We start from the raw sequence: 21,721 nt of genomic DNA, 5'->3' as shown, positions 1-21,721 counted from the left end.
AAAATCCAATACCAATAAGGGTTACAAGGCCCCGGGCACTGTTTACAGGATGTAAAATAACGCCAATTTTGAACTTATAGGCCTGTGATATCGCTCTAAATTCGAATAAAATAGAAAGATTCATGGCTGAAAAGGTGTACATTTTCGATACTACGCTCCGCGACGGAGAACAGGTGCCCGGCTGCAAACTCAATACCAAAGAGAAGCTGGAGCTGGCACTGAAGCTGGAGTCGTTGGGTGTAGACATCCTTGAAGCGGGCTTTCCCATCTCCAGTCCGGGAGATTTTGAATCTGTTGAACAAATAGCCAAAGCGATTACGAATGCAACGGTATGCGGACTGAGCCGCGCCGTGCAAAAAGATATTGAAGTTGCCGCTCAGGCGCTTAAATATGCGAAAAGACCAAGAATCCATACGGGTATTGGTACTTCGGATTTTCATATCAAATCTAAATTCAATGCCACCCGGGAAGAAATCCTGGAAAGAGCAGTACAGGCCGTGAAATGGGCCAGGAATTTCACCGATGATGTGGAATTTTATGCCGAAGATGCCGGACGTACCAATAATGAATACCTGGCGCGTGTAATTGAAGCCGTGATCGCAGCCGGAGCCACCGTGGTGAATATTCCTGATACCACCGGGTATTGCCTTCCGCATCAATACGGCGAGAAGATCGCTTTTCTGAAAAATAACGTTTCCAATATCGATAAGGCCATTATCTCCTGTCATTGTCATAATGACCTGGGACTGGCCACCGCCAATTCCATTTCAGGTGTGATCAATGGCGCCCGCCAGATAGAATGTACCGTGAATGGATTGGGTGAGCGCGCCGGAAATACTTCACTTGAAGAAGTAGTAATGGTGATCAAACAACACAAAGACCTGGGTTATTATACCAATATCCAGTCACAATTGCTGAACCCCATGAGTCACGATGTATCGGATATCATGCGTATGCCGGTTCAGCCCAATAAAGCCATTGTGGGTGCCAATGCATTCTCTCATTCTTCCGGCATTCACCAGGATGGCTTCCTGAAAGACGCACAGACCTACGAAATCATCAACCCAGAAGAAGTGGGCGCCGATGGCAGCAAGATTGTACTGACCGCCCGCAGCGGACGCAGTGCCCTGGCACATCGCCTTCAAAAATTGGGATACCAATATAACCGGAATGATATAGATGTACTATACCAGTCATTTCTACAGGTAGCAGACAGGAAAAAAGAAGTGGAGGAAGAAGACCTGCATCAACTGGCCAGCACTTATAAAGCTGCGCCGGCAACAACTTAGGATTTTCTCATATGTATAGTTTTAGTTAGTTCGCGTGGCATGTTCTCATGCCACGCCTTTATTCAAGATCAATCTCATGTCAAAAACATTATTCGATAAGATTTGGGAAAAGCATATTGTTAAGGAAGTGGAAGGTGGTCCCTCTGTGCTGTATATCGACAAACATTTCATCCATGAAGTGACCAGTCCGCAAGCTTTCAAAGGCCTCGAAAAAAGAGGTATCTCGCTTTTCCGCCCGCAGCAGATAGTGGCCACTGCCGATCATAATGTGCCTACGATCAACCAGCATTTGCCTATCAAAGATGAACTGTCGAGGTTACAGGTACAACAACTGAAAGAGAATTGTGTGCATCATGGTGTGGAGTTGTACGGACTCGGACATCCTTACCAGGGCATTGTACACGTAATAGGACCTGAACTGGGTATTACACAGCCGGGCATGACCATTGTATGTGGCGATAGTCATACTTCTACGCATGGTGCATTCGGTGCTATTGCTTTTGGAATAGGAACCAGTGAAGTGGAAATGGTATTCGCATCGCAATGTCTGATGCAGAGCAAGCCCAAGCTGATGCGCATCAATATTGAAGGCGAACTGAATAAAGGCGTTGTTTCAAAAGACATCATCCTGCACATCATTGCACTGATCTCTGCGAGCGGTGGCACCGGCTATTTTGTTGAATATGCGGGTTCTGCTATTCGTTCACTTTCCATGGAAGCCCGCATGACCATTTGCAATATGAGTATTGAAATGGGCGCCCGTGGCGGTATGATCGCCCCCGATGAAACTACTTTCGCTTATATAAAAGGCCGCGAATTCGCACCCCAGGGAGAAGCCTGGGAAAAGAAACTGGCCGAATGGAAAACATTGTACAGCGATGCAGATGCTGTGTTCGATGAAGAATTGCATATCAATGCAGCGGATATAGAACCCATGATCACTTATGGTACCAATCCCGGACAAGGCATTGCCGTGAATGGTAAAATACCTTCAGGCAGCGATAATGCAAAAGCTTTGCAATATATGGGATTGGAAGCCGGCAAGCCCTTGCTGGGTATGCCTGTGCAGCATGTATTCATTGGCAGTTGTACCAATTCCAGGATCGAAGACCTGCGCATGGTGGCTTCATTGATCAAGGGAAAAAGGAAGAGCGATAAAGTGCAGGTGATGATCGTTCCCGGATCACAGCAGGTATCCAAACAAGTAAAGGCAGAAGGTCTTGATAAAATATTTGAAGAAGCAGGTTTTGAGATCAGGCAGGCAGGATGCAGCGCCTGTTTGGGAATGAATGAAGACAAGATACCTGCCGGTGAATATTGCATCAGTACCAGTAACCGGAATTTCGAAGGCAGACAAGGCGCCGGCGCGCGTACGTTGCTGGCGAGTCCGCTTACAGCGGCAGCTGCTGCCATCACCGGTGTTGTAACAGATGTTAGGGAGTTAATCTAATCAAACAGAAGACATGCAGGCATTAAGTACCATACATAGCAGATTTGTTCCGTTGCAGATGGAAAACGTGGATACAGACCAGATCATTCCCGCCCGCTTTTTAAAAGCAACTACAAGGGATGGTTTTGGAAAGAACCTGTTTCGCGACTGGCGTTATGAGAACAATGATGAAGCAAAACCCAAAGCAGATTTCGTGCTCAACCAGCCGAAATACAGCGGCGAGATACTGGTAGCCGGTAAAAATTTCGGATGCGGCTCTTCACGCGAACATGCGGCATGGGCCATCCAGGATTATGGATTTAAAGTGGTGGTGTCGAGCTTCTTTGCCGACATCTTCAAGAATAATGCATTGAACAATGGCGTGCTGCCGGTGACGGTGAGCGAAAATTTCCTGCAAAAATTATTTGCACAAAGTGAAGCTGCTACAGTAACGGTTAACCTCGAACAGCAGACCATTACCATTGATGGTACGGGCGAACAGGAAAAGTTCGAGATCAACGCATACAAGAAAACATGCCTGCTCAACGGATACGATGACATCGATTTTCTGCTGAGCATTAAAAAAGATATTGAAGCATTTGAATTGCAACGATGAAAACAACTTCATTACAGGTAGAACATCTGACGGTTCAGTTGTCGGGTAAAACCATACTGAAAGATGTTTCTTTTGCTGTACATGAAGGAGAAGTGCTGGCAGTAGTGGGTAAATCGGGTAGCGGAAAATCTACATTGATCAAAGCGCTTTCGGGGCATTGTTTTAGCTGCGGCGATATATCGTTCACGGCCCGCCACAATGGTGAGCCCCGTGTTGTGGCTATTACCCAACAACACAAATTCAAGAACCTCTCTAACGTTTCTTCTTTTTACTATCAACAACGGTTCAATTCATCCGATGCAGAAGATACGGTATTGTTGAATGATGTGCTGCAACAGATCACTACGGATGATCAGGCTATTACGGATGTATTATCGTGGCTGGGTATTACGCATGTGCGATACACCCGTTTGATACAATTGTCGAACGGTGAACAAAAAAAATTACAACTGGCGAAAGCTTTGCTTCGGCAGGCCGATTGGCTGCTGTTTGACAATCCGTATACCGGACTCGATACGGCTTCCAGGCATTCGCTCAGTATGATCATGGAACAGTTGGCTGCAAAAGGAATTGGCATACTGCTGGTTACTACCGAATCGGAAATACCGCCTGCAGTAACCCATGTGGCTGTGCTGGAAAAAGGTTACCTGCAACCCAGGATAACACATCAGGCATTTGATCTGCATAAACCGGTAACAGCTACTGTTGCAAAGCAGGCTTTGCCTATTCAACAGGGTATACCGGAAGTTTATCGTTACGACAATTTTGCTACTGCCGTTAAAATGGTAAACACCAATGTAACCTACGGCAATAAAAAGATACTGCACAATATTAACTGGGAAGTGAAGCGTGGAGAATGCTGGCGCATAGCCGGTGGCAATGGAGCAGGAAAGTCTACCTTGCTGAGCCTGGTGAACGGCGATAACCCGCAGGCATTTGCCAATGAGATCTATTTGTTCGACAGGAGGAAAGGCAGTGGAGAAAGCATCTGGGATATCAAACAGAAGATCGGTTATGTATCACCCGAGTTACACCAGCACTTTGAGCCGGGCGCTACCTGCTTTGAAGTGGTTGCATCCGGTTTGTTCGATACAATTGGTTTGTTCAGGCAGCTCACCGGTCAACAAAAAAAGATCACCCTGCACTGGATGGAATTATTGCAACTGACAGATTTTGCCAACAGGCCGTTGTTGCAATTATCCAATGGAGAGCAAAGACTGGTATTGCTGGCGAGGGCCATGGTGAAGAACCCGCCGCTGTTGATACTGGATGAACCCTGCCAGGGGCTCGATGCCCAGATGGCAGCGGCATTTGTTGAGATGGTCAATGATATCTGTACAGTATTGAAGAAGACATTGATCTATGTAAGCCATTACAATGAAGAAGTGCCTTCATGTGTAACCAGGACATTATTATTGGAATCGGGAAAAATCGCAGCGTAAACTAAAACTAACAACCAAATAATTATACAGTATGGAAAAGAAGATAGCCGTTATATTGGGAGATGGGATCGGCCCGGAAGTAACGCAGCAGTCCATTAAAGTGCTGAATGCGATCGCGGATCGCTTCGGTCATTCTTTTGAATACAGCTATGGTATCATGGGCGCCGATGCGATCGACAAAACCGGCAACCCTTTGCCCGATGAAACTATTGATACCTGTTTGAAAAGCGATGCCATCCTCTTTGGCGCCATCGGTCACCCTAAATATGATAATGATCCTACTGCAAAAGTGAGGCCAGAACAGGGTTTGCTGAAGCTGAGAAAAGCGCTGCAATTGTATGCCAATATCCGTCCGGTTACGACTTATCGTGCGTTGCAACATTTATCGCCGCTGAAAGCCAAACAAATGGAAGGGGTTGATTTTATTGTATTCCGTGAACTCACCGGTGGCATATATTTTGGTAAAAAAGAATTGAGTGAAGACCAATCGGCCGCGGTTGATGAATGCACTTATACAAAGGCAGAAATAGAAAGGGTATCACACCTGGCGTTTAAGTATGCACAGGGAAGAAAGAAAAAATTGACACTGGTGGACAAGGCGAATGTGCTGGAGACATCACGCTTGTGGCGTAAAGTGGTGCAAGAGATCGCCAAAGAGTATACAGACGTAGCTGTAGATTATATGTTCGTAGACAATGCTGCTATGCAGATCATCCTGAATCCCGCACAATTCGATGTGGTGCTCACCGAGAATATGTTTGGCGATATCATCAGTGATGAAGCGAGCGTATTGAGTGGTTCGCTGGGATTGCTGCCATCGGCATCGGTAGGCAATACCGTGGCGCTGTTTGAACCAATACATGGTTCTTATCCGCAGGCTGCAGGAAAAGACATTGCCAATCCTTTGGGCTCTATTCTTTCTGCGGCCATGCTACTGGATCATTTCCAACTGGCGGAAGAGGCTGCTGCTGTAAGAGAAGCCGTTGATTGGACCCTGGCGAATGGATTTGTATCGAAAGACATTGATCCGGTAAACAATTACACCACTACGGCTATCGGTGACCTGATCACGGAACACATAGAAAGGAATGCAGATGCGAACAGGCGCAGCAACAATGCCTCGCTGAATCGCTCAACCATTATATAAACGAACGATCGTTATAGAACGATTGCACAATTTTTTTAAAAGTTCTTTGTTTTTTCAACAGGCGGGAGTATTTTTATAGCTCCGGACTTAAGTCCGGGGCGACGAGTCCTCTATGTTCAAAGGCATCAACCATAATGTCAGCATCATCAACACAATTATTATTGTGGTTGTCATTATTGTACCTGCACTGAACGGAGGAGGAGCCCTTATATAAAAAAGAAAACATTGAAAATATAAAGCCCCGCCTCAAAATGCGGGGTTTTTTATTCCTTGCCTTTTTGCCCCGGGCTTAAGCCCGGGGCAAAAAGGGAAAAAAGATTATGATGTTAAATAGATATTCAAAGACAATTACACAGGATGTAACACAGCCGGCGGCACAAGCCATGCTGTATGGTATTGGCTTAACAGAAGAAGACCTGAAAAAAGCGCAGGTAGGCGTTGTGAGCATGGGTTATGACGGCAATACCTGTAACATGCACCTGAACGACCTGGCCAAGCTGGTTAAACAAAGTGTGTGGGACAGCGAACTGGTAGGATTGATATTCAATACCATTGGCGTGAGCGATGGTATCAGTAACGGAACCGACGGCATGCGTTATTCCCTGGTGAGTCGCGATATCATTGCCGACTCCATCGAGGCGGTATGCGGCGCGCAGTATTATGATTCGGTGATCGCATTGCCAGGATGTGATAAGAATATGCCAGGGTCCATCATCGCTATGGGCAGATTGAACCGGCCGGCCATCATGGTGTACGGAGGAACCATCGCGCCCGGTCATTACAAAGGACAGGACCTGAACATCGTTTCTGCTTTTGAAGCATTGGGACAAAAAATAGCAGGACAATTGGATGAGGCTGATTTCAAAGGCATCGTTCAGCATTCATGTCCGGGTGCAGGCGCCTGTGGCGGTATGTACACAGCAAATACCATGGCTGCCGCTATTGAGGCATTGGGTATGAGCCTGCCTTATTCTTCTTCCAACCCCGCATTGAGCGAAGAGAAAAAACAGGAATGCCTGGCGGCAGGAAAAGCGATCCGTCACCTGATGGAAAAAGATATCAAACCAAGAGATATCATGACGCGTAAAGCATTTGAAAATGCGATGATCGTAATCATGGTATTGGGCGGCAGCACCAACGCCGTATTGCACCTGATAGCGATGGCCAAGAGTGTAGATGTAGCGTTAACACAGGATGATTTCCAGGCCATCAGCGACAGGATACCGGTTCTGGCCGATTTCAAGCCCAGTGGTAAATACCTCATGCAGGATCTGTATGAACATGGAGGAACACCTGCTGTAATGAAATATTTGTTGAACAAAGGATTACTGCATGGAGATTGTTTAACAGTTACCGGAAAAACATTAGCCGAAAACCTGGCCGATGTACCCGAGATCGATTTTGAAAAACAGAAGATCATATTCCCGCTGGAGCATCCCATCAAAGCAACAGGGCATTTGCAAATATTATACGGTAACCTCGCAGAAGGCGGTAGTGTTGCAAAGATCAGCGGTAAGGAAGGGGAGCGTTTCGAAGGACCGGCCCGTGTGTTTGATGGAGAGCATGAGCTGATCAATGGCATCAACAGCGGAAAAATAAAACACGGTGATGTAGTAGTGATCCGTTATGTAGGCCCTAAGGGTGGACCCGGTATGCCAGAAATGCTGAAGCCTACATCTGCCATCATTGGTGCAGGATTGGGTAAGAGTGTGGCGTTGATTACAGATGGAAGATTCAGCGGTGGCACACATGGATTTGTCGTCGGACACATCACACCCGAAGCGTACAACGGGGGATTGATAGCCATGGTAGAAGATGACGATATCATTGAACTGAATGTAGCTACCCGGTCCATGACCCTGAAAGTACCGGAGGATGTGATAGCCAAAAGAAGAGCAGCGTGGAAACGTCCATCGCTCAAAGCAGAGAAAGGAATATTATTCAAATATGCCCAGTGTGTGAAAGATGCCTCAGAGGGCTGCGTAACAGACGAAGCATAACCATCAACCCCTAATAATAAAGGAATGGAAGCAATAGATACCATCACAGCAGAGAAAGCAACACCCGCTAAAAAAACGGTAACGCTTTCCGGTTCACAGGCAGTGCTTGAAGCATTGATCGCCGAAGGCGTGGATACCATTTTCGGTTATCCCGGCGGAGCCATCATGCCTATCTATGATGCCTTATACGATTATCACGATAAACTGAAACATATACTGGTAAGACACGAGCAGGGTGGTATACATGCCGGACAAGGCTACGCACGCTCTTCCGGGAAAGTGGGCGTGGTGTTCGCAACAAGCGGACCAGGCGCTACCAACCTGGTAACAGGACTGGCCGATGCACAGATCGACAGTACGCCGCTGGTATGTATAACCGGACAGGTGTTTGCACACTTGCTGGGTACCGATGCTTTCCAGGAAACAGATGTGATCAATATCACCACACCAGTTACCAAATGGAATTACCAGGTAACAGATGCAACGGAATTACCTACTGTGTTAGCGAAAGCCTTTTACATTGCCAGGAGCGGAAGACCCGGACCCGTGCTGATTGATATCACCAAGAATGCGCAGTTGCAAAAATTTGAATATGCAGGATATGAAAAATGCGATCATATCCGCAGTTACCGGCCCAAGCCCATTGTGCGGAAAGAATATGTTGAAGAAGCGGCCAAGCTGATCAATGCAGCAGAGAAACCCTTTGTACTGTTTGGTCAGGGTGTGATATTGGGTAACGCAGAAGATGAATTCAGGGCTTTCATTGAGAAGTCAGGTATTCCTGCCGCATGGACCATTCTCGGGTTGAGCGCATTGCCTACTGACCATCCATTAAATGTTGGTATGCTGGGTATGCATGGCAATTATGGTCCGAATGTACTTACCAATGATTGCGATGTGTTGATCGCCATAGGTATGCGCTTCGATGACCGTGTTACCGGCAGGCTCGATAAATATGCCAAGCAGGCGAAAGTGATCCACCTGGATATTGACCCCGCCGAGATAGATAAGAATGTAAAAGCTACTGTGGGTGTATGGGGCGATTGTAAAGAGACGTTGCCTATGCTGACCAAACTCGTGGAAGCAAAAAAACATACACAGTGGTTGGAAAGATTCAAAAATTACCAGCAGGAAGAGAATGAAGAAGTGATCGATCATGAATTGAACCCGGGTTCGGGAGAGATGACGATGGGTGAAGTGATGAAACATTTGAACGAGCTTACCCAGGGAGACGCCATCATTGTAACAGATGTAGGCCAGCACCAGATGGTGGGTTGCCGTTATGCAAAATTCAACCAGACAAGAAGTAATATCACTTCCGGTGGATTGGGCACGATGGGCTTTGCCCTGCCGGCAGCCATCGGTGCCAAATTCGGTGCACTGGATCGAACTGTAGTAGCGATCATTGGCGATGGAGGTGTTCAAATGACCATACAGGAACTAGGCACCATCATGCAAACAGAGCTCGATGTAAAAATACTGATCCTGAATAATGAGTTCCTGGGCATGGTAAGACAATGGCAGCAGCTCTTCCACGATAAACGCTATTCCTTTGTTGACATTGCGAGTCCTGATTATGTGACAGTAGCCAAAGGATATGGCATAGCGGGACAAAAAGTAACAGACAGGCAAAACCTGCGCGAGGCACTGGCCACCATGCTGAACCACCAGGGCTCTTATCTGTTGGAAGTAATGGTAGGAAAGGAGAACAATGTATTCCCCATGGTTCCGCAGGGATGCAGTGTAAGTGAAATACGTTTAAAATAAGCAACATGAACAAACAGGAATTCACCATAACAGTATACACGGAGAACCGCATCGGTTTGGTAAGCCGTATTGCGATCATGTTCTCCAGGAGGAAGATCAATATTGAAAGTCTGAATACTTCACCATCGGAAATAGAAGGCATTCACCGGTTCACCATCGTCATTGAAGAAACGGAAGAAGTGGTGCGCAAGCTGGTTCGCCAGGTAGAAAAGCAGGTAGAAGTATTGAAAGCCTATTACAATACCAACGATGAGATCGTTTGGCAGGAAATGGCTTTGTACAAAGTATCTACCGATGAGATCGCTGAAAAAATAAAAGTGGAAAGGCTGCTTCACAAATATGGGGCAAGAGCAATACTCATTCGTAAAGACTATACCATTTTCGAAACCAGTGGCCATCGTGAAGAGATAGACAAGTTGGTTAAAGTATTGGAACCCTGCGGACTGATCGAGTTTGTGAGAAGTGGAAGGGTAGCCATCATCAAAGGCAGCGATAGTTTTCACGCCAAGATCAAGGCATTTGAGAAAAGTGAGCCGGGAGAAACTGTGGTAGAAAATGAATTCCTCGATAAGCAGGACGAAGTATTCAGCATGTAACAAACAAAGTAAAAAGTAACAACCAATCATTTTAAAAACCAGAACAATGGCAAAATTAAACTTCGGTGGTGTAGAAGAGAACGTGATAACTCGCGAAGAGTTCCCCCTTGCAAAAGCACAGCAGGTGCTGAAAGATGAAGTGGTGGCAGTGATCGGCTACGGCGTACAGGGGCCAGGCCAGGCACTGAACCAGAAAGAAAACGGCGTCAACGTAATTGTTGGCCAGCGTAAAAATTCCAAGAGCTGGGATAAAGCGGTTCGCGACGGATTTGTACCGGGCGAATCATTGTTTGAGATAGAAGAAGCTTTGCAACGCGGAACCATTATCTGTTATTTGCTGAGCGACGCTGCCCAGATCAGCCTGTGGCCCACCGTTAAAAAATACCTGACACCGGGCAAAGCCCTGTATTTCTCACACGGCTTCGGTGTTACTTATAAAGACCAAACAGGCATCGTGCCACCGGCCGATGTAGACGTATTCCTGGTAGCTCCTAAAGGATCAGGTACCTCTCTGCGCAGGATGTTCCTGCAAGGGCGTGGTCTGAACAGCAGTTATGCCATCTTCCAGGATGCAACCGGTCGCGCTTTCGACAGAGTAGTAGCGCTGGGTATTGCCATCGGTAGCGGTTACCTGTTCGAGACAGATTTCAAAAAAGAAGTGTACAGCGATCTTACCGGTGAGCGCGGAACATTGATGGGCGCTATCCAGGGTATCTTCGCGGCACAATATGAAGTGTTGCGTTCAAAAGGACATACACCTTCTGAAGCATTCAACGAAACAGTAGAAGAGCTGACGCAGTCGCTGATGCCATTGGTTGCCGAGAACGGTATGGACTGGATGTATGCCAACTGTTCTACTACTGCACAGCGCGGCGCGCTCGACTGGTGGAAAAAATTCCGCGATGCATCTCTGCCCGTGTTCAAAGAATTGTATGAAAGCGTAGCTACCGGTAAGGAAGCAGCCAAATCGATCGAGAGCAACAGTAAAGCAGATTACCGTGAAAAACTCGAAGAAGAATTGAAAGAACTGCGCGAAAGCGAAATGTGGCAGGCAGGTAAAACAGTAAGGAGCCTGCGCCCCGAAAACCAGAAAGTAACAACAGAAGCGTAAGCTGCACATAAACACTACCGGTAGTTCAACTGCCGGTAGTGCCTTTTAATACAAGCACATGTCAACCATAACATCACATACCCTGAACTACCAGGCTGCTGCAGAGCGGTTGAAGCCGGTGGTGAACAGAACACCGCTGACCTTCAATCACAACCTGTCGCGCAAATACAGCTGCGAAGTTTATCTGAAAAGGGAAGACCTTCAGGTGGTTCGTTCATATAAACTGCGTGGAGCTTATAATATGATGAGCAGCCTTTCTGCGGATGAATTGCATCGCGGCGTAGTATGCGCCAGTGCAGGCAATCATGCACAGGGATTTGCATACAGTTGTAAGAAACTGAATGTGAAAGGAGTGGTGTTCATGCCCATCATCACACCCAACCAGAAAGTGAACCAGACCAAAATGTTCGGTGAAGGTTTTGTTCAGGTAAAGCTGGTAGGCGATACATTCGACGATTGCGCACAGGCTGCAAAGAAATATACCGTAGATCACCAGATGGTCTTTGTGCCCCCCTTTGATGATATCCGTATCATAGAAGGACAAGCTACGGTGGGTATGGAAATACTGGAAGACCTACCAGCAGTGGATTATTTGTTTGTACCGGTAGGTGGCGGCGGACTCAGTGCGGGTGTGGGCAGTTATTTTAAAACTTTCTCTCCCAAAACAAAAATCATCGGACTGGAGCCCGAAGGAGCACCTTCCATGAAAGAAGCATTGAAAGCCGGACATCCGGTTGTGCTGGATGATATTGAACGTTTCGTAGACGGCGCTGCGGTAAAAAAAGTGGGCGACCTCACATTCAGTATCTGCAAAGAAGTACTGGATGATATGCACCTGGTGCCGGAAGGAAAAGTTTGCTCCACCATCTTAAAATTATACAACGAAGATGCGATCGTAGCAGAGCCGGCCGGTGCGTTGTCTATTGCGGCGCTGGATGATTATGCTGCTGAGATCAAAGGGAAAAAAGTGGTATGCGTTGTAAGTGGCAGCAACAATGACATCGACCGTATGCAGGAGATCAAAGAACGATCGCTGCAATACGAAGGACTCAAACATTATTTCCTCATCAGTTTTGTTCAAAGACCGGGTGCACTGAAAGAATTTGTAAATCATGTATTGGGCCCCCATGATGATATTACGCGTTTTGAATATATGCAAAAGCATAATAAAGAAGCAGGACCTGCCCTGGTAGGTGTTGAATTGAAGTCCCGCTCGGATTATGATGTTTTGATGAAGAAAATGGACCAATATCACATCAACTATACCGAATTGAATAAAAATGACCATCTTTTTGGTTATCTTGTATAAATAATTAAAAAATAGTAGTATCTTTAGACATCTTTTAATAGAATGAAGCTGAAGCAGTCAAATATTCATCTCTCCGCACAAACAGGGCTCCTGTTTGGGACTGCTATCATTACTATTATTACGACCCTGTAAAGGGTTGTACATTTCCATATTACCTGCGGGCCGTCAAAAAGCTGTATCTGTAAAACAGAAGCATCGTATTCCATTTTCAAATCCATCCCAACAGGGATATTACACAAACAACATGAAGGTTTTAAAATTTGGCGGAAGTTCGGTGGCCAGTGCGGTCAACATGAACAAAGTCATTGATATAGTTCAGCAAGAAGCAAAAAAAGAACCCGTTATACTGGTGGTATCGGCCATGGGTGGTGTTACCGATGCTTTATTAAAAGCAGGTGATCTCTCATCAAAAGGCGATGAGGCATATAAAGCCCTCCTGAAAGAGCTGGAGCAAAAACATCTGGATGCAGTGCGATCGCTATTGCCCATCCAGCAACAAAGCGCTACGCTGAGCCTCATCAAACAACATTTCAACGACCTGGAGAGTGTGTGCGATGGGGTTTTTTTATTGCGCGAATTATCACCCCGCACCAAAGACAGGATCGTTGCTTATGGCGAATTGTTATCCTCGCTTACCATTGCAGCCAAACTGCAATCGTTGAATGCCCATTACCAGTGGGTAGATTCGAGGCAACTTATCACCACCAATTCCCATTTTGGAAATGCGGCGGTTGATTTTGCAGCTACGAATAGTAAAATGAAATGCTATTTCGAAGAGCATCAATACCAACTTTATATAGCGCCTGGTTTTATTGCGGCGGATGAAGCGCAGCAAACCACTACCCTGGGCAGGGGCGGTTCCGATTACACTGCTTCCATTTTTGCAGCGGCTTTAAATGCCTCTGTATTGGAAATATGGACCGATGTAAGTGGTATGATGACTGCCGATCCGCGGCTGGTACAGAATGCAAAACCCATCCAGCATATCTCTTACCAGGAAGCGATGGAGTTATCGCATTTTGGCGCCAAGATCATCTATCCGCCAACCATTCAACCGGTGATGTTGGCCAATATACCTGTATTTGTAAAGAACACATTCGAGCCCGACGCTTATGGTACATTGATTGAAAACGCCACTGCCGTTAACGGTGGAAGTTTCATCAGGGGTATCTCCAGCATCAACAACATCAGCCTGTTGAGCCTGGAAGGCGGTGGAATGGTAGGTATCCCCGGATTTTCTAAGCGATTGTTTGAAGCCCTGGCGAATGAACGTGTGAATGTGATATTGATTACCCAAAGTTCTTCAGAGCATTCCATCTGCGTAGGCATCAATGATGCAGATGCTACCCGCGCCAAACAAGTGATTGACCTGGCATTTGATTTCGAGATCAAAACTGGGAAAGTAGATCCGGTAAAAGTGGAATCGGGATTAGCCATACTGGCATTGGTGGGAGAGAAGATGAAGAGTCACCCTGGTGTGAGCGGAAAAATGTTTGGTGCATTGGGCAGGAATGGTATCAACGTACGCGCCATTGCACAAGGCTCATCGGAAAAAAATATTTCGGCAGTGATAGCGGCTTCGGATGTTAAAAAAGCCATCAACATCCTGCACGAGGAGTTTTTTGAAACTACCTATAAACAACTGAACCTTTTCATTGCAGGAGCGGGGAATGTAGGGAGCAAATTGCTGGATCAGTTGAAAAAACAAATGAGTTACCTGCAACAACACTTGCGCTTGCAAATAAGGGTAGTGGGATTGGCTAACAGCAAACGCGTTTTACTGAACGAAGACGGAATCGACCTGGAGAATTGGAAAGCACTGCTGCAAGACGCTACACCTGGTAATATACACGACCTGGTAACACGTATCAAGGCCAAAAACCTGCGCAACAGTGTGTTTGTAGATGTAACCGCCAATGCAGAAGTGGCTGGTGTATACGGATCATTGCTGGAAAAAAGTATTTCAGTGGTGGCTTGTAATAAGATCGCCTGCTCTTCTGCATACAGTTCTTATCAGCAATTGAAATCACTGGCCAGGGAATACAATGTGGCTTTCTTTTTTGAAACCAATGTAGGCGCCGGTTTGCCGGTAATTGGCACCCTGAACGATCTTTTGCGCAGTGGCGACCAGGTAAACAGGATTCAGGCGGTATTGTCGGGCACACTGAATTTTGTTTTCAATCATTACGATGGCAAGAAACCATTTGCACAAGTAGTAAGACAGGCGCAGGACGAAGGATATACAGAGCCCGATCCGAGACTCGACCTGGGTGGAACCGATGTAATGCGCAAGATCATGATCCTGGCCAGGGAATCGGGACAGGTGATAGAGATGGAAGACATCACCAACAATGGTTTCCTGCCCGCATCTTGTTTTGATGGCACCGTAGAAGATTTCTATGCAGAAATGGAGAAACAGGAAAAGCATTTTAAAGCTTTGTATGATGAAGCAGCTGCCCAAAAATGCAAACTCAAGTTTGTGGCCAGTTACCAGGATGGCAAGGCGTCGGTAGGTTTGCAGCACATACCTGCTGATTCTGATTTTTATCATCTCTATGGAAAAGACAACCTGGTGTTGTTCTATACAGAAAGGTATCCCGAGCAGCCGCTGGTGATCAAAGGCGCCGGCGCCGGCGCAGAAGTAACCGCATCCGGTGTATTTGCAGACATCATCCGTGTTGCCAAAGCATGAATGCTAAACCTATAACCATGAATGATCAACACATAACAATTCACGCACCGGCTACAGTTGCCAATATGGTCTGCGGTTTCGATGTACTGGGCTTTGCTGTGCATGAACCTTATGATGTGATGGATATTCGGTTCAGCGATCGTCCGGGAATCACCATCATTAATAAGGACGATTATTGTTTACCTACCGATCCGGAAAAAAATGTAGCAGGTGCAGCATTGCTGGCTATGCTGGAAGAAATAAAGGAACCGCTGGGTTTTGAATTGGGTATATGCAAACAGATCAAACCGGGCAGTGGCGTTGGTTCCAGTGCCGCCAGCGCCGCGGGTGCGGTAGTAGCGGCCAACCGTTTACTGAATGACCGGTTCCCCAAACAAGATCTTGTTCGTTTTGCAATGAACGGAGAAAAAGTGGCATCGGGTGTAAAACACGCCGATAATATTGCGCCGTGTATTTACGGTGGAGTAACATTGATCCGTTCTATTCATCCGCTTGATATTGTACCGCTTCAGGCGCCGCCCTTGTATGTAACCATTGTGCACCCGCAGATAGAAGTGCGCACGGCCGATGCCAGGGGCATTCTGAAACAGCAAGTGCAATTGAAAGATGCCATCCGGCAATGGGGCAATATCGCAGGACTGGTAGCGGGCTTACTGAAAAGCGATTATGACCTGATTGGCCGTTCGCTGGAAGATGTGTTGATAGAACCGGTACGCAGCATACTGATACCCGGTTTCGATACCATCAAACAGGAAAGCAAAGAAGCCGGCGCATTGGGAGGAGGTATATCAGGATCCGGTCCTTCTATTTTCATGCTCAGTAAAGATGAAACCACCGCCCGCACGGTAGAGCAACAGATGCAACAGACCTATCAACGGTTGGGACTCGATCATCACACTTATGTAACCACCATCAATAACGAAGGCGTAAAATTTACCAGTTAATCATCATGCAATATTTCAGTTTAAATAAAACAGCGCCCGATGTAGATTTCAAAGAGGCTGCCGTACGTGGACAAGCGCCGGATAAAGGTTTGTACTTTCCACGCAGGATACCAACAGTTGAAAAAGAGATCATCAACAATATCACCAATTTTTCAAAAGAAGAACTGGCTTTCCGTATCATGCTTCCTTATGTTGGAACAGCCATACCGGAAAAAGTATTGTACCAGATCGTATCAGAGACCATTGATTTTCCTTTTCCATTGGTGCCCATCACAGAAAATATTTCTTCACTGGAGTTGTTTCACGGGCCTACCATGGCGTTCAAAGATGTAGGCGCCAGGTTTATGAGCAGGTGCCTGGGCTATTTTTCACGCGGACAGGATAAAAAAGTAACCGTACTGGTAGCCACTTCAGGCGATACAGGCGGTGCCGTAGCCAATGGCTTTCTTGGTGTGGAAGGCGTGGAAGTGATCATTTTGTATCCTTCGGGAAAAGTGAGTCCCGTGCAGGAATTGCAACTAACTACCTGCGGACAGAACATTACCGCATTGGAAGTGAAAGGTAGTTTCGACGATTGCCAGGCGATGGTGAAAGATGCATTCATGGATGCCGATCTGAACGCCCATTATTCGCTCACTTCCGCGAACTCTATTAATGTAGCCAGGTGGTTACCTCAACAATTGTATTATTTCTTCGCATATCAACAATGGCCCAACCAACAGGAGCTGCCGGTTGTTGCGGTACCCAGCGGAAATTTCGGTAACATCTGCGCGGGATTGCTGGCACAGGCAAGCGGATTACCGGTTAAGCATTTTATTGCGGCCTGCAATGTAAACGATGCCGTGCCCGAGTACCTGCGCACAGGTTCGTATCAACCTAAAAAAGCAGTGGCTACTGTTTCCAATGCGATGGATGTGGGCAGTCCGAGTAATTTCATCAGGGTGATGGAATTGTTTCACAACGATCATACAGATATTAGTAAGCATCTCTCGGGTTATACGGTCAGCGATGCAGTCACAGAACAAACGATCGCTGGGGTGTTCAATCGCTATCACTATGTATTGGACCCGCATGGTGCGGTTGCTTATCATGCACTGGCAGATTACCTGTATACACACCCGGGAATGAAAGGAATGATACTGGAAACAGCCCATCCGGTGAAGTTTCCCGAAACCGTGTCGGCAGCTACCGGTAAAGAGGTAACGGTTCCCCCGGAAGCGCAATATTTGTTCAGCCGGAAAAAACAGCGTATTGTAATGGAACCTTCCTTCAGCGGACTGAAAGAATGGTTGTTGCAGCGATAATTTTTACAGGTTCGGAGGTCTTCTGTTATCAATATAAACATCCAGGTTAACGTAACGGCCCTTCACCTTTTTAAAGCTGGTGGTATCCAGGTATCCATAAGTTTTTACGATACTGGAAGAGTCGCTCAGCAAGTAGTTGATGATAATCCAACGGTCCGTATCCAGGGTAAGGGGATGCTTGACATTCAATGTACCATCGTGCGCATCAATATTCAGCTCGTAAGTGCCTTTTTTGTACTTTTTTCCCGGAATGAATTGCAGTCCGGGCTGAACGGTAGCGTTGGCCAGGACCTCTTTTGAATGTTCTGCTTTGCCAGACATCTGCACGGTCAGGTAGACCGGCTGCTGGTAAGCGTTCTCATTATTCACGATGATGTGTGCAGTAGGTCTGCTTGTACCACAACCGAGCGAATAGAAAACAGGGAATAGTAATCCAAACCGAAACAGTGTTCTTCTCATCAGATATTGATTTTAAAATAAACGGGCAGGCAGTTCCCAAATATAATATATTGTAAAAATACGTAAATTAAAGTGATTTGGCTCTGCGCTTTTCAGAGATGACACAAATCACAGACCAAGCGTTGCTTCATAAGAACGCTGGTTGGAGGGGGAAAACGGATAAAAGTTTAAAAAGTACCTACCTGGGGTGGTTTATTTCCACCGTCTCATTCAGGTGATTTTGCCTGAATACCAGTTTCCAGAAACAATCCTGGTATTTTTTATTCACCTGCCAGAAACCCAGCGCATGGTACCGGCGTGAAGAAGTGCGCATCATGAGTTGGGGTGCATACATTACATGACCCAGTCGGCTGAGACGTGCACCCAGGTCTACATCATCTCCATAAAAAGTAAGTTCGGTATTGTAACCACCGGCCATTCTCAACGCACTGGCCCTGATGAAAGCATTGCCGCCAATCAATATGGCGCCCCGCTGCGCTACCTGTACCACTTCATTGGTCATGGGATAGGTAAGGCACTGCGTGATGATGGTGGCATAACGCATGAAGAAATTACCATCGAAATAATCATACGGACCGGTAACGGCTACCCGCTTGCTCCTGATCAGGTAACGCAGTCCTTTGCTGATCCAGTTGGGACCCGGAACGCAATCGGCATCTATTTGAGCAATGATGGAACCGGTGGCATGCAGGCGTGCGCATTCACGCGCATGATTAGTGCCCTGCTTCATCTCGTGTACGAGCTGGATAGATACGGGCGAACCGGCGTGTGTTGCGATGAATGTTTCTACCATTACCGCCGTACGATCGGTAGACGCATTATTGGCAACAATGATCTCTATATTGGGATAGTCCTGCTTCAGCAATGCGGCGAGTACATAACAAATGTATTTTTCCTCATTATAGGCGGGGATCAGTACCGATACTTTAGGAAGTGCAGGCTGTTTCATAGTTAAAATTTGGGAAGGATATAAAATTTCACATTGATTGTGATTTCATTGTTAGCTGCAGGTTATGTTTGGGTTATTTTGCCGCAGCTTTCTTAATTTGTGCCCATATCTTTTATCGTATGATACTACAGATCGATCTTTCCTTTCTGCACAACGCTTACCTGGAAGTAGTGGTAAGGGCAATAGCGGTATATATATTCATGATTATCGCCATAAGGATATTCGGGAAAAAAGAACTGGCCCAGTTGTCGGTGATTGACCTGGTGTTCATATTGCTCATCAGCAACGCGGTGCAAAATGCTATGGTTGGGCCGGATACTTCACTCGACGGGGGATTGGTAGCCGCAGGTTCTTTGTTTGCAGTGAACTATACCCTGAAGCGGATCCTGTATAAAAGCAAGAAACTCAGCAGCCTGTTACAGGGTGAAGCGATGCCGTTGATCTATAAAGGAGATGTCAATGAAGAAAATTGCAAAAAAGCAGAAATTACTATGGCAGAACTGGAAGCTGCTGTAAGAGAACATGGAGCCAAGGATATTGCACATGTAGACCTCGCGATGCTGGAAGTAGATGGTAACATCAGCGTGATCAGCGACGATTTCAAGAAACGCAGCATGTTAGCGCATCCCAGGCGGCACAAATTGAAAGGAAGGGTGATCAAAAATTAAAGGAGCCCCATGATAAAAAATACCAATCCAACCAGGCTTATGACGAGACTGGATAGCCAGAGCGATTTTCTTTTCATCAGAATGGCAATGGCCGATATGGCAATGGCGATCTGAAACAAAGTAACCGAACGGGCAAGCGTAACATGTTTTTCGAGGTGACTAACAGAACTGTGTTCCGCTTCTTCTGCACTTTTTTTGATCTCTTCCTGTTCCTGTGCATATTTACCGACGGCAGATGCATCCGCCATTCCGTTATTGGCCTGTAGTTTTTTAATCTCTCCTTTGATGCCCTTAGCCTGGAAATAAGACCATTGATCGGATGCTTTAATCTGGTCGATCAGGGCTTCATTGGAATGATGCCCGGCCATGAGACTGGAAAAGGCTGCAAATACGGCCATCAGTGCGGTTGAAATGGCTACATAACGGAACCAGCCGGCTTCGCCTACTTTTTCGTGTATGGTTTCGTGCAGGTGTTCAGTGGGTACTTCTATTTCTTCCATAGCGATTGATTGGATGTGTTAAGATAAATGGATTTCATAATAGAAAAAACGTTTTGAGGAGTTTTTAAGCCTGTCAAAGAAATGTTACCTTGTAGTATAATCAGCCAGGCCGCATGATGTCTAATGATATGCTATCTATACTACAGCAGATGCGCCGGCATTTCGATACCGGTATTACAAAGACTTATGATTTCCGGCGCAGGCAATTGTTAGCCTTAAAAAAAGCAATTGAAAACAGGGAGCAGGAACTATATGCGGCTTTGTATACCGATCTGAAGAAGAGTCCGGAAGAATGCTGGATTACTGAAATTGGTTTTGTATTGAGTGAATTGAAAAATGCCATCCACCACCTGCGATCCTGGATGCAAGCAGAGGCCAAACGCACTAACCTGCTCAATTTTCCCAGTAGTAGTCAGCTCGTGTATGAACCGCTGGGTGTGGTGTTGATCGTAGGCCCCTGGAATTATCCCCTGCAACTTTTATTTACTCCCCTTATAGGAGCTATAGCAGCTGGTAATTGTGTGATGTTGAAACCCAGTGAATTTGCGCCGGCCACATCGGCAGTGATGCAGGAGATCATCACCCATACATTTCCTCCGGAATACATAGGGTATACAACAGGTGATGGCGCCACAGTTATTCCGGTTATGATGAATGAATTCCGGTTTGATCATATTTTTTATACGGGAAGCACTGCAGTGGGTCGCATCCTGTATAAACTGGCCGCTACGCAACTCGTGCCGGTGACACTGGAATTGGGGGGGAAAAGTCCCTGTGTAGTGGAAGCAGATGCCAAAATTGCTGTTACCGCGAAGCGTATTGTGATGACCAAATTTTCCAACGCAGGACAGATGTGTGTAGCGCCCGATTATCTGCTGGTGCATCATGCAGTGAAGGATCAATTACTGGAAGCGATGAAACAAACCATCGGGCGATTCTTTACCGAAAGCCCGGAAACCTGTTATCATTATGGAAAGATCATCAATCAAAAACAATTCCATCGAATTATTGCATATCTGAAACAGGGTACGGTTGTGCATGGAGGAAGAACGGATGAAACTTCACTTTTTATAGAACCCACTATACTGGATCATGTAGCGATGGATGCTCCTGTGATGCAGGAAGAAATATTCGGGCCGGTATTGCCTGTTATTGGTTTCGATACTATGGAAGAAGCCAAAGCCATCATCAAAAAAAATCCCAACCCACTGGCTTTCTACATCTTCGCTTCCAATCCCGATAAAGAAAAGCAATGGGTACAGGAAATACCTGCAGGCGGTGTTTGCATTAACAATGCCAGCTGGCACCTGACCAACCACCATTTGCCTTTTGGCGGAAGAGGGTTTAGCGGAACAGGCGCTTACCACGGCAAATATTCGTTTGAAACATTCAGCCATCGCAAAGCTGTAATGAAAACACCTACCTGGTTCGATCCTGCCGTTAAATACCCTCCATTCAAGGGGAAGCTCAAATTGTTTAAATGGATAACGGGATAGTTG

18 protein-coding genes are annotated in these 21,721 nt (G+C 46.3%); 15 read left to right on the top strand and 3 right to left on the bottom strand.

Going from position 1 to position 21,721, the window contains the following annotated elements; genetic code table 11:
- The first annotated feature begins 122 nt into the window (after positions 1 to 122).
- The 13 genes from BLU98_RS15250 to thrC all read left to right on the top strand — a co-directional run bounded on the left by BLU98_RS15250 (position 123) and on the right by thrC (position 17,646).
- Entirely contained in the window at positions 123 to 1,289 is a 1,167-nt protein-coding gene (locus BLU98_RS15250; protein WP_092726367.1) for a 2-isopropylmalate synthase, read from the top strand.
- Positions 1,290 to 1,365: 76 nt separating this feature from the next.
- Complete coding sequence (gene leuC, locus BLU98_RS15245) at positions 1,366 to 2,739, top strand: 3-isopropylmalate dehydratase large subunit (RefSeq protein WP_092726365.1); 1,374 nt, start codon at positions 1,366 to 1,368, stop codon at positions 2,737 to 2,739.
- A gap of 13 nt (positions 2,740 to 2,752) precedes the next feature.
- Positions 2,753 to 3,334: a 3-isopropylmalate dehydratase small subunit gene (gene leuD / locus BLU98_RS15240; RefSeq protein WP_092726361.1), complete on the top strand. Its 582-nt coding sequence runs from the start codon at positions 2,753 to 2,755 to the stop codon at positions 3,332 to 3,334.
- Positions 3,331 to 4,776 carry an ATP-binding cassette domain-containing protein gene (locus BLU98_RS15235; protein WP_092726359.1) on the top strand — a complete coding sequence of 482 codons (1,446 nt, stop codon included), beginning with the start codon at positions 3,331 to 3,333 and terminating at the stop codon, positions 4,774 to 4,776. The genes leuD and BLU98_RS15235 overlap by 4 nt, the downstream gene beginning before the upstream one ends.
- A gap of 31 nt (positions 4,777 to 4,807) precedes the next feature.
- Positions 4,808 to 5,923, top strand: a complete 1,116-nt coding sequence (gene leuB / locus BLU98_RS15230; protein WP_092726358.1) for a 3-isopropylmalate dehydrogenase — start codon at positions 4,808 to 4,810, stop codon at positions 5,921 to 5,923.
- Positions 5,924 to 6,246: 323 nt separating this feature from the next.
- A complete protein-coding gene (gene ilvD / locus BLU98_RS15225) occupies positions 6,247 to 7,923 on the top strand; it encodes a dihydroxy-acid dehydratase (protein ID WP_257575032.1) in 1,677 nt (558 codons plus the stop codon).
- A gap of 24 nt (positions 7,924 to 7,947) precedes the next feature.
- Positions 7,948 to 9,690: a biosynthetic-type acetolactate synthase large subunit gene (gene ilvB / locus BLU98_RS15220; RefSeq protein ID WP_092726354.1), complete on the top strand. Its 1,743-nt coding sequence runs from the start codon at positions 7,948 to 7,950 to the stop codon at positions 9,688 to 9,690.
- A gap of 5 nt (positions 9,691 to 9,695) precedes the next feature.
- Positions 9,696 to 10,286, top strand: coding sequence for an acetolactate synthase small subunit (gene ilvN, locus BLU98_RS15215; protein WP_092726352.1), 591 nt, complete (start codon positions 9,696 to 9,698; stop codon positions 10,284 to 10,286).
- A gap of 46 nt (positions 10,287 to 10,332) precedes the next feature.
- Entirely contained in the window at positions 10,333 to 11,397 is a 1,065-nt protein-coding gene (ilvC, locus tag BLU98_RS15210; RefSeq protein WP_092726350.1) for a ketol-acid reductoisomerase, read from the top strand.
- Positions 11,398 to 11,455: 58 nt separating this feature from the next.
- Positions 11,456 to 12,706, top strand: coding sequence for a threonine ammonia-lyase (gene ilvA / locus BLU98_RS15205; protein WP_092726348.1), 1,251 nt, complete (start codon positions 11,456 to 11,458; stop codon positions 12,704 to 12,706).
- A 244-nt stretch (positions 12,707 to 12,950) separates the two neighbouring features.
- Entirely contained in the window at positions 12,951 to 15,398 is a 2,448-nt protein-coding gene (gene thrA / locus BLU98_RS15200) for a bifunctional aspartate kinase/homoserine dehydrogenase I (protein ID WP_092726346.1), read from the top strand.
- A gap of 17 nt (positions 15,399 to 15,415) precedes the next feature.
- Positions 15,416 to 16,342, top strand: coding sequence for a homoserine kinase (locus BLU98_RS15195; protein ID WP_092726393.1), 927 nt, complete (start codon positions 15,416 to 15,418; stop codon positions 16,340 to 16,342).
- Between the two features lie 5 nt (positions 16,343 to 16,347).
- Positions 16,348 to 17,646 (top strand): threonine synthase, encoded by a 1,299-nt coding sequence (gene thrC, locus BLU98_RS15190; RefSeq protein WP_092726342.1) that lies wholly within the window; start codon positions 16,348 to 16,350, stop codon positions 17,644 to 17,646.
- Positions 17,647 to 17,649: 3 nt separating this feature from the next.
- Here the strand turns inward: thrC and BLU98_RS15185 are convergent, their stop codons facing one another.
- Positions 17,650 to 18,105, bottom strand: a complete 456-nt coding sequence (locus BLU98_RS15185) for a hypothetical protein (RefSeq protein ID WP_092726339.1) — start codon at positions 18,103 to 18,105, stop codon at positions 17,650 to 17,652.
- A gap of 178 nt (positions 18,106 to 18,283) precedes the next feature.
- On the bottom strand, positions 18,284 to 19,054 hold the full coding sequence (locus BLU98_RS15180) for a glycosyltransferase family 2 protein (RefSeq protein WP_092726336.1): 771 nt from the start codon (positions 19,052 to 19,054) through the stop codon (positions 18,284 to 18,286).
- Positions 19,055 to 19,173: 119 nt separating this feature from the next.
- Here BLU98_RS15180 and BLU98_RS15175 point away from each other — a divergent pair, with 119 nt between their 5' ends.
- The gene (locus BLU98_RS15175; RefSeq protein WP_092726333.1) at positions 19,174 to 19,722 is read left to right on the top strand and encodes a DUF421 domain-containing protein; all 549 of its coding nucleotides are present in this window, start codon (positions 19,174 to 19,176) and stop codon (positions 19,720 to 19,722) included.
- On the opposite strand, the gene BLU98_RS15170 is transcribed toward BLU98_RS15175, so the two are convergent.
- Positions 19,719 to 20,222, bottom strand: a complete 504-nt coding sequence (locus BLU98_RS15170; protein ID WP_092726330.1) for a DUF4337 domain-containing protein — start codon at positions 20,220 to 20,222, stop codon at positions 19,719 to 19,721. The two genes, BLU98_RS15175 and BLU98_RS15170, sit on opposite strands and share 4 nt — an antisense overlap.
- Before the next feature lie 113 nt (positions 20,223 to 20,335).
- Here BLU98_RS15170 and BLU98_RS15165 point away from each other — a divergent pair, with 113 nt between their 5' ends.
- Positions 20,336 to 21,718 carry an aldehyde dehydrogenase gene (locus BLU98_RS15165; RefSeq protein WP_092726328.1) on the top strand — a complete coding sequence of 461 codons (1,383 nt, stop codon included), beginning with the start codon at positions 20,336 to 20,338 and terminating at the stop codon, positions 21,716 to 21,718.
- The last annotated feature ends 3 nt before the right edge of the window (positions 21,719 to 21,721 follow it).

It is taken from the genome of Hydrobacter penzbergensis (genome assembly GCF_900106985.1).
Lineage (GTDB): Bacteria > Bacteroidota > Bacteroidia > Chitinophagales > Chitinophagaceae > Sediminibacterium > Sediminibacterium magnilacihabitans.
The sequence above is the reverse complement of the archived record's forward strand: the minus strand, read 5'-3'. Positions and strand labels throughout refer to the sequence as shown.

Excerpts from the sequence above, each read along its gene's own strand:
- BLU98_RS15250 (WP_092726367.1), top strand. The coding sequence starts at position 123 with ATGGCTGAAAAGGTGTACATTTTCGATACTACGCTCCGCGACGGAGAA.
- leuC (WP_092726365.1), top strand. The coding sequence starts at position 1,366 with ATGTCAAAAACATTATTCGATAAGATTTGGGAAAAGCATATTGTTAAG.
- leuD (WP_092726361.1), top strand. The coding sequence starts at position 2,753 with ATGCAGGCATTAAGTACCATACATAGCAGATTTGTTCCGTTGCAGATG.
- BLU98_RS15235 (WP_092726359.1), top strand. The coding sequence starts at position 3,331 with ATGAAAACAACTTCATTACAGGTAGAACATCTGACGGTTCAGTTGTCG.
- leuB (WP_092726358.1), top strand. The coding sequence starts at position 4,808 with ATGGAAAAGAAGATAGCCGTTATATTGGGAGATGGGATCGGCCCGGAA.
- ilvD (WP_257575032.1), top strand. The coding sequence starts at position 6,247 with ATGTTAAATAGATATTCAAAGACAATTACACAGGATGTAACACAGCCG.
- ilvB (WP_092726354.1), top strand. The coding sequence starts at position 7,948 with ATGGAAGCAATAGATACCATCACAGCAGAGAAAGCAACACCCGCTAAA.
- ilvN (WP_092726352.1), top strand. The coding sequence starts at position 9,696 with ATGAACAAACAGGAATTCACCATAACAGTATACACGGAGAACCGCATC.
- ilvC (WP_092726350.1), top strand. The coding sequence starts at position 10,333 with ATGGCAAAATTAAACTTCGGTGGTGTAGAAGAGAACGTGATAACTCGC.
- ilvA (WP_092726348.1), top strand. The coding sequence starts at position 11,456 with ATGTCAACCATAACATCACATACCCTGAACTACCAGGCTGCTGCAGAG.
- thrA (WP_092726346.1), top strand. The coding sequence starts at position 12,951 with ATGAAGGTTTTAAAATTTGGCGGAAGTTCGGTGGCCAGTGCGGTCAAC.
- BLU98_RS15195 (WP_092726393.1), top strand. The coding sequence starts at position 15,416 with ATGAATGATCAACACATAACAATTCACGCACCGGCTACAGTTGCCAAT.
- thrC (WP_092726342.1), top strand. The coding sequence starts at position 16,348 with ATGCAATATTTCAGTTTAAATAAAACAGCGCCCGATGTAGATTTCAAA.
- BLU98_RS15185 (WP_092726339.1), bottom strand. The coding sequence starts at position 18,105 with ATGAGAAGAACACTGTTTCGGTTTGGATTACTATTCCCTGTTTTCTAT.
- BLU98_RS15180 (WP_092726336.1), bottom strand. The coding sequence starts at position 19,054 with ATGAAACAGCCTGCACTTCCTAAAGTATCGGTACTGATCCCCGCCTAT.
- BLU98_RS15175 (WP_092726333.1), top strand. The coding sequence starts at position 19,174 with ATGATACTACAGATCGATCTTTCCTTTCTGCACAACGCTTACCTGGAA.
- BLU98_RS15170 (WP_092726330.1), bottom strand. The coding sequence starts at position 20,222 with ATGGAAGAAATAGAAGTACCCACTGAACACCTGCACGAAACCATACAC.
- BLU98_RS15165 (WP_092726328.1), top strand. The coding sequence starts at position 20,336 with ATGATGTCTAATGATATGCTATCTATACTACAGCAGATGCGCCGGCAT.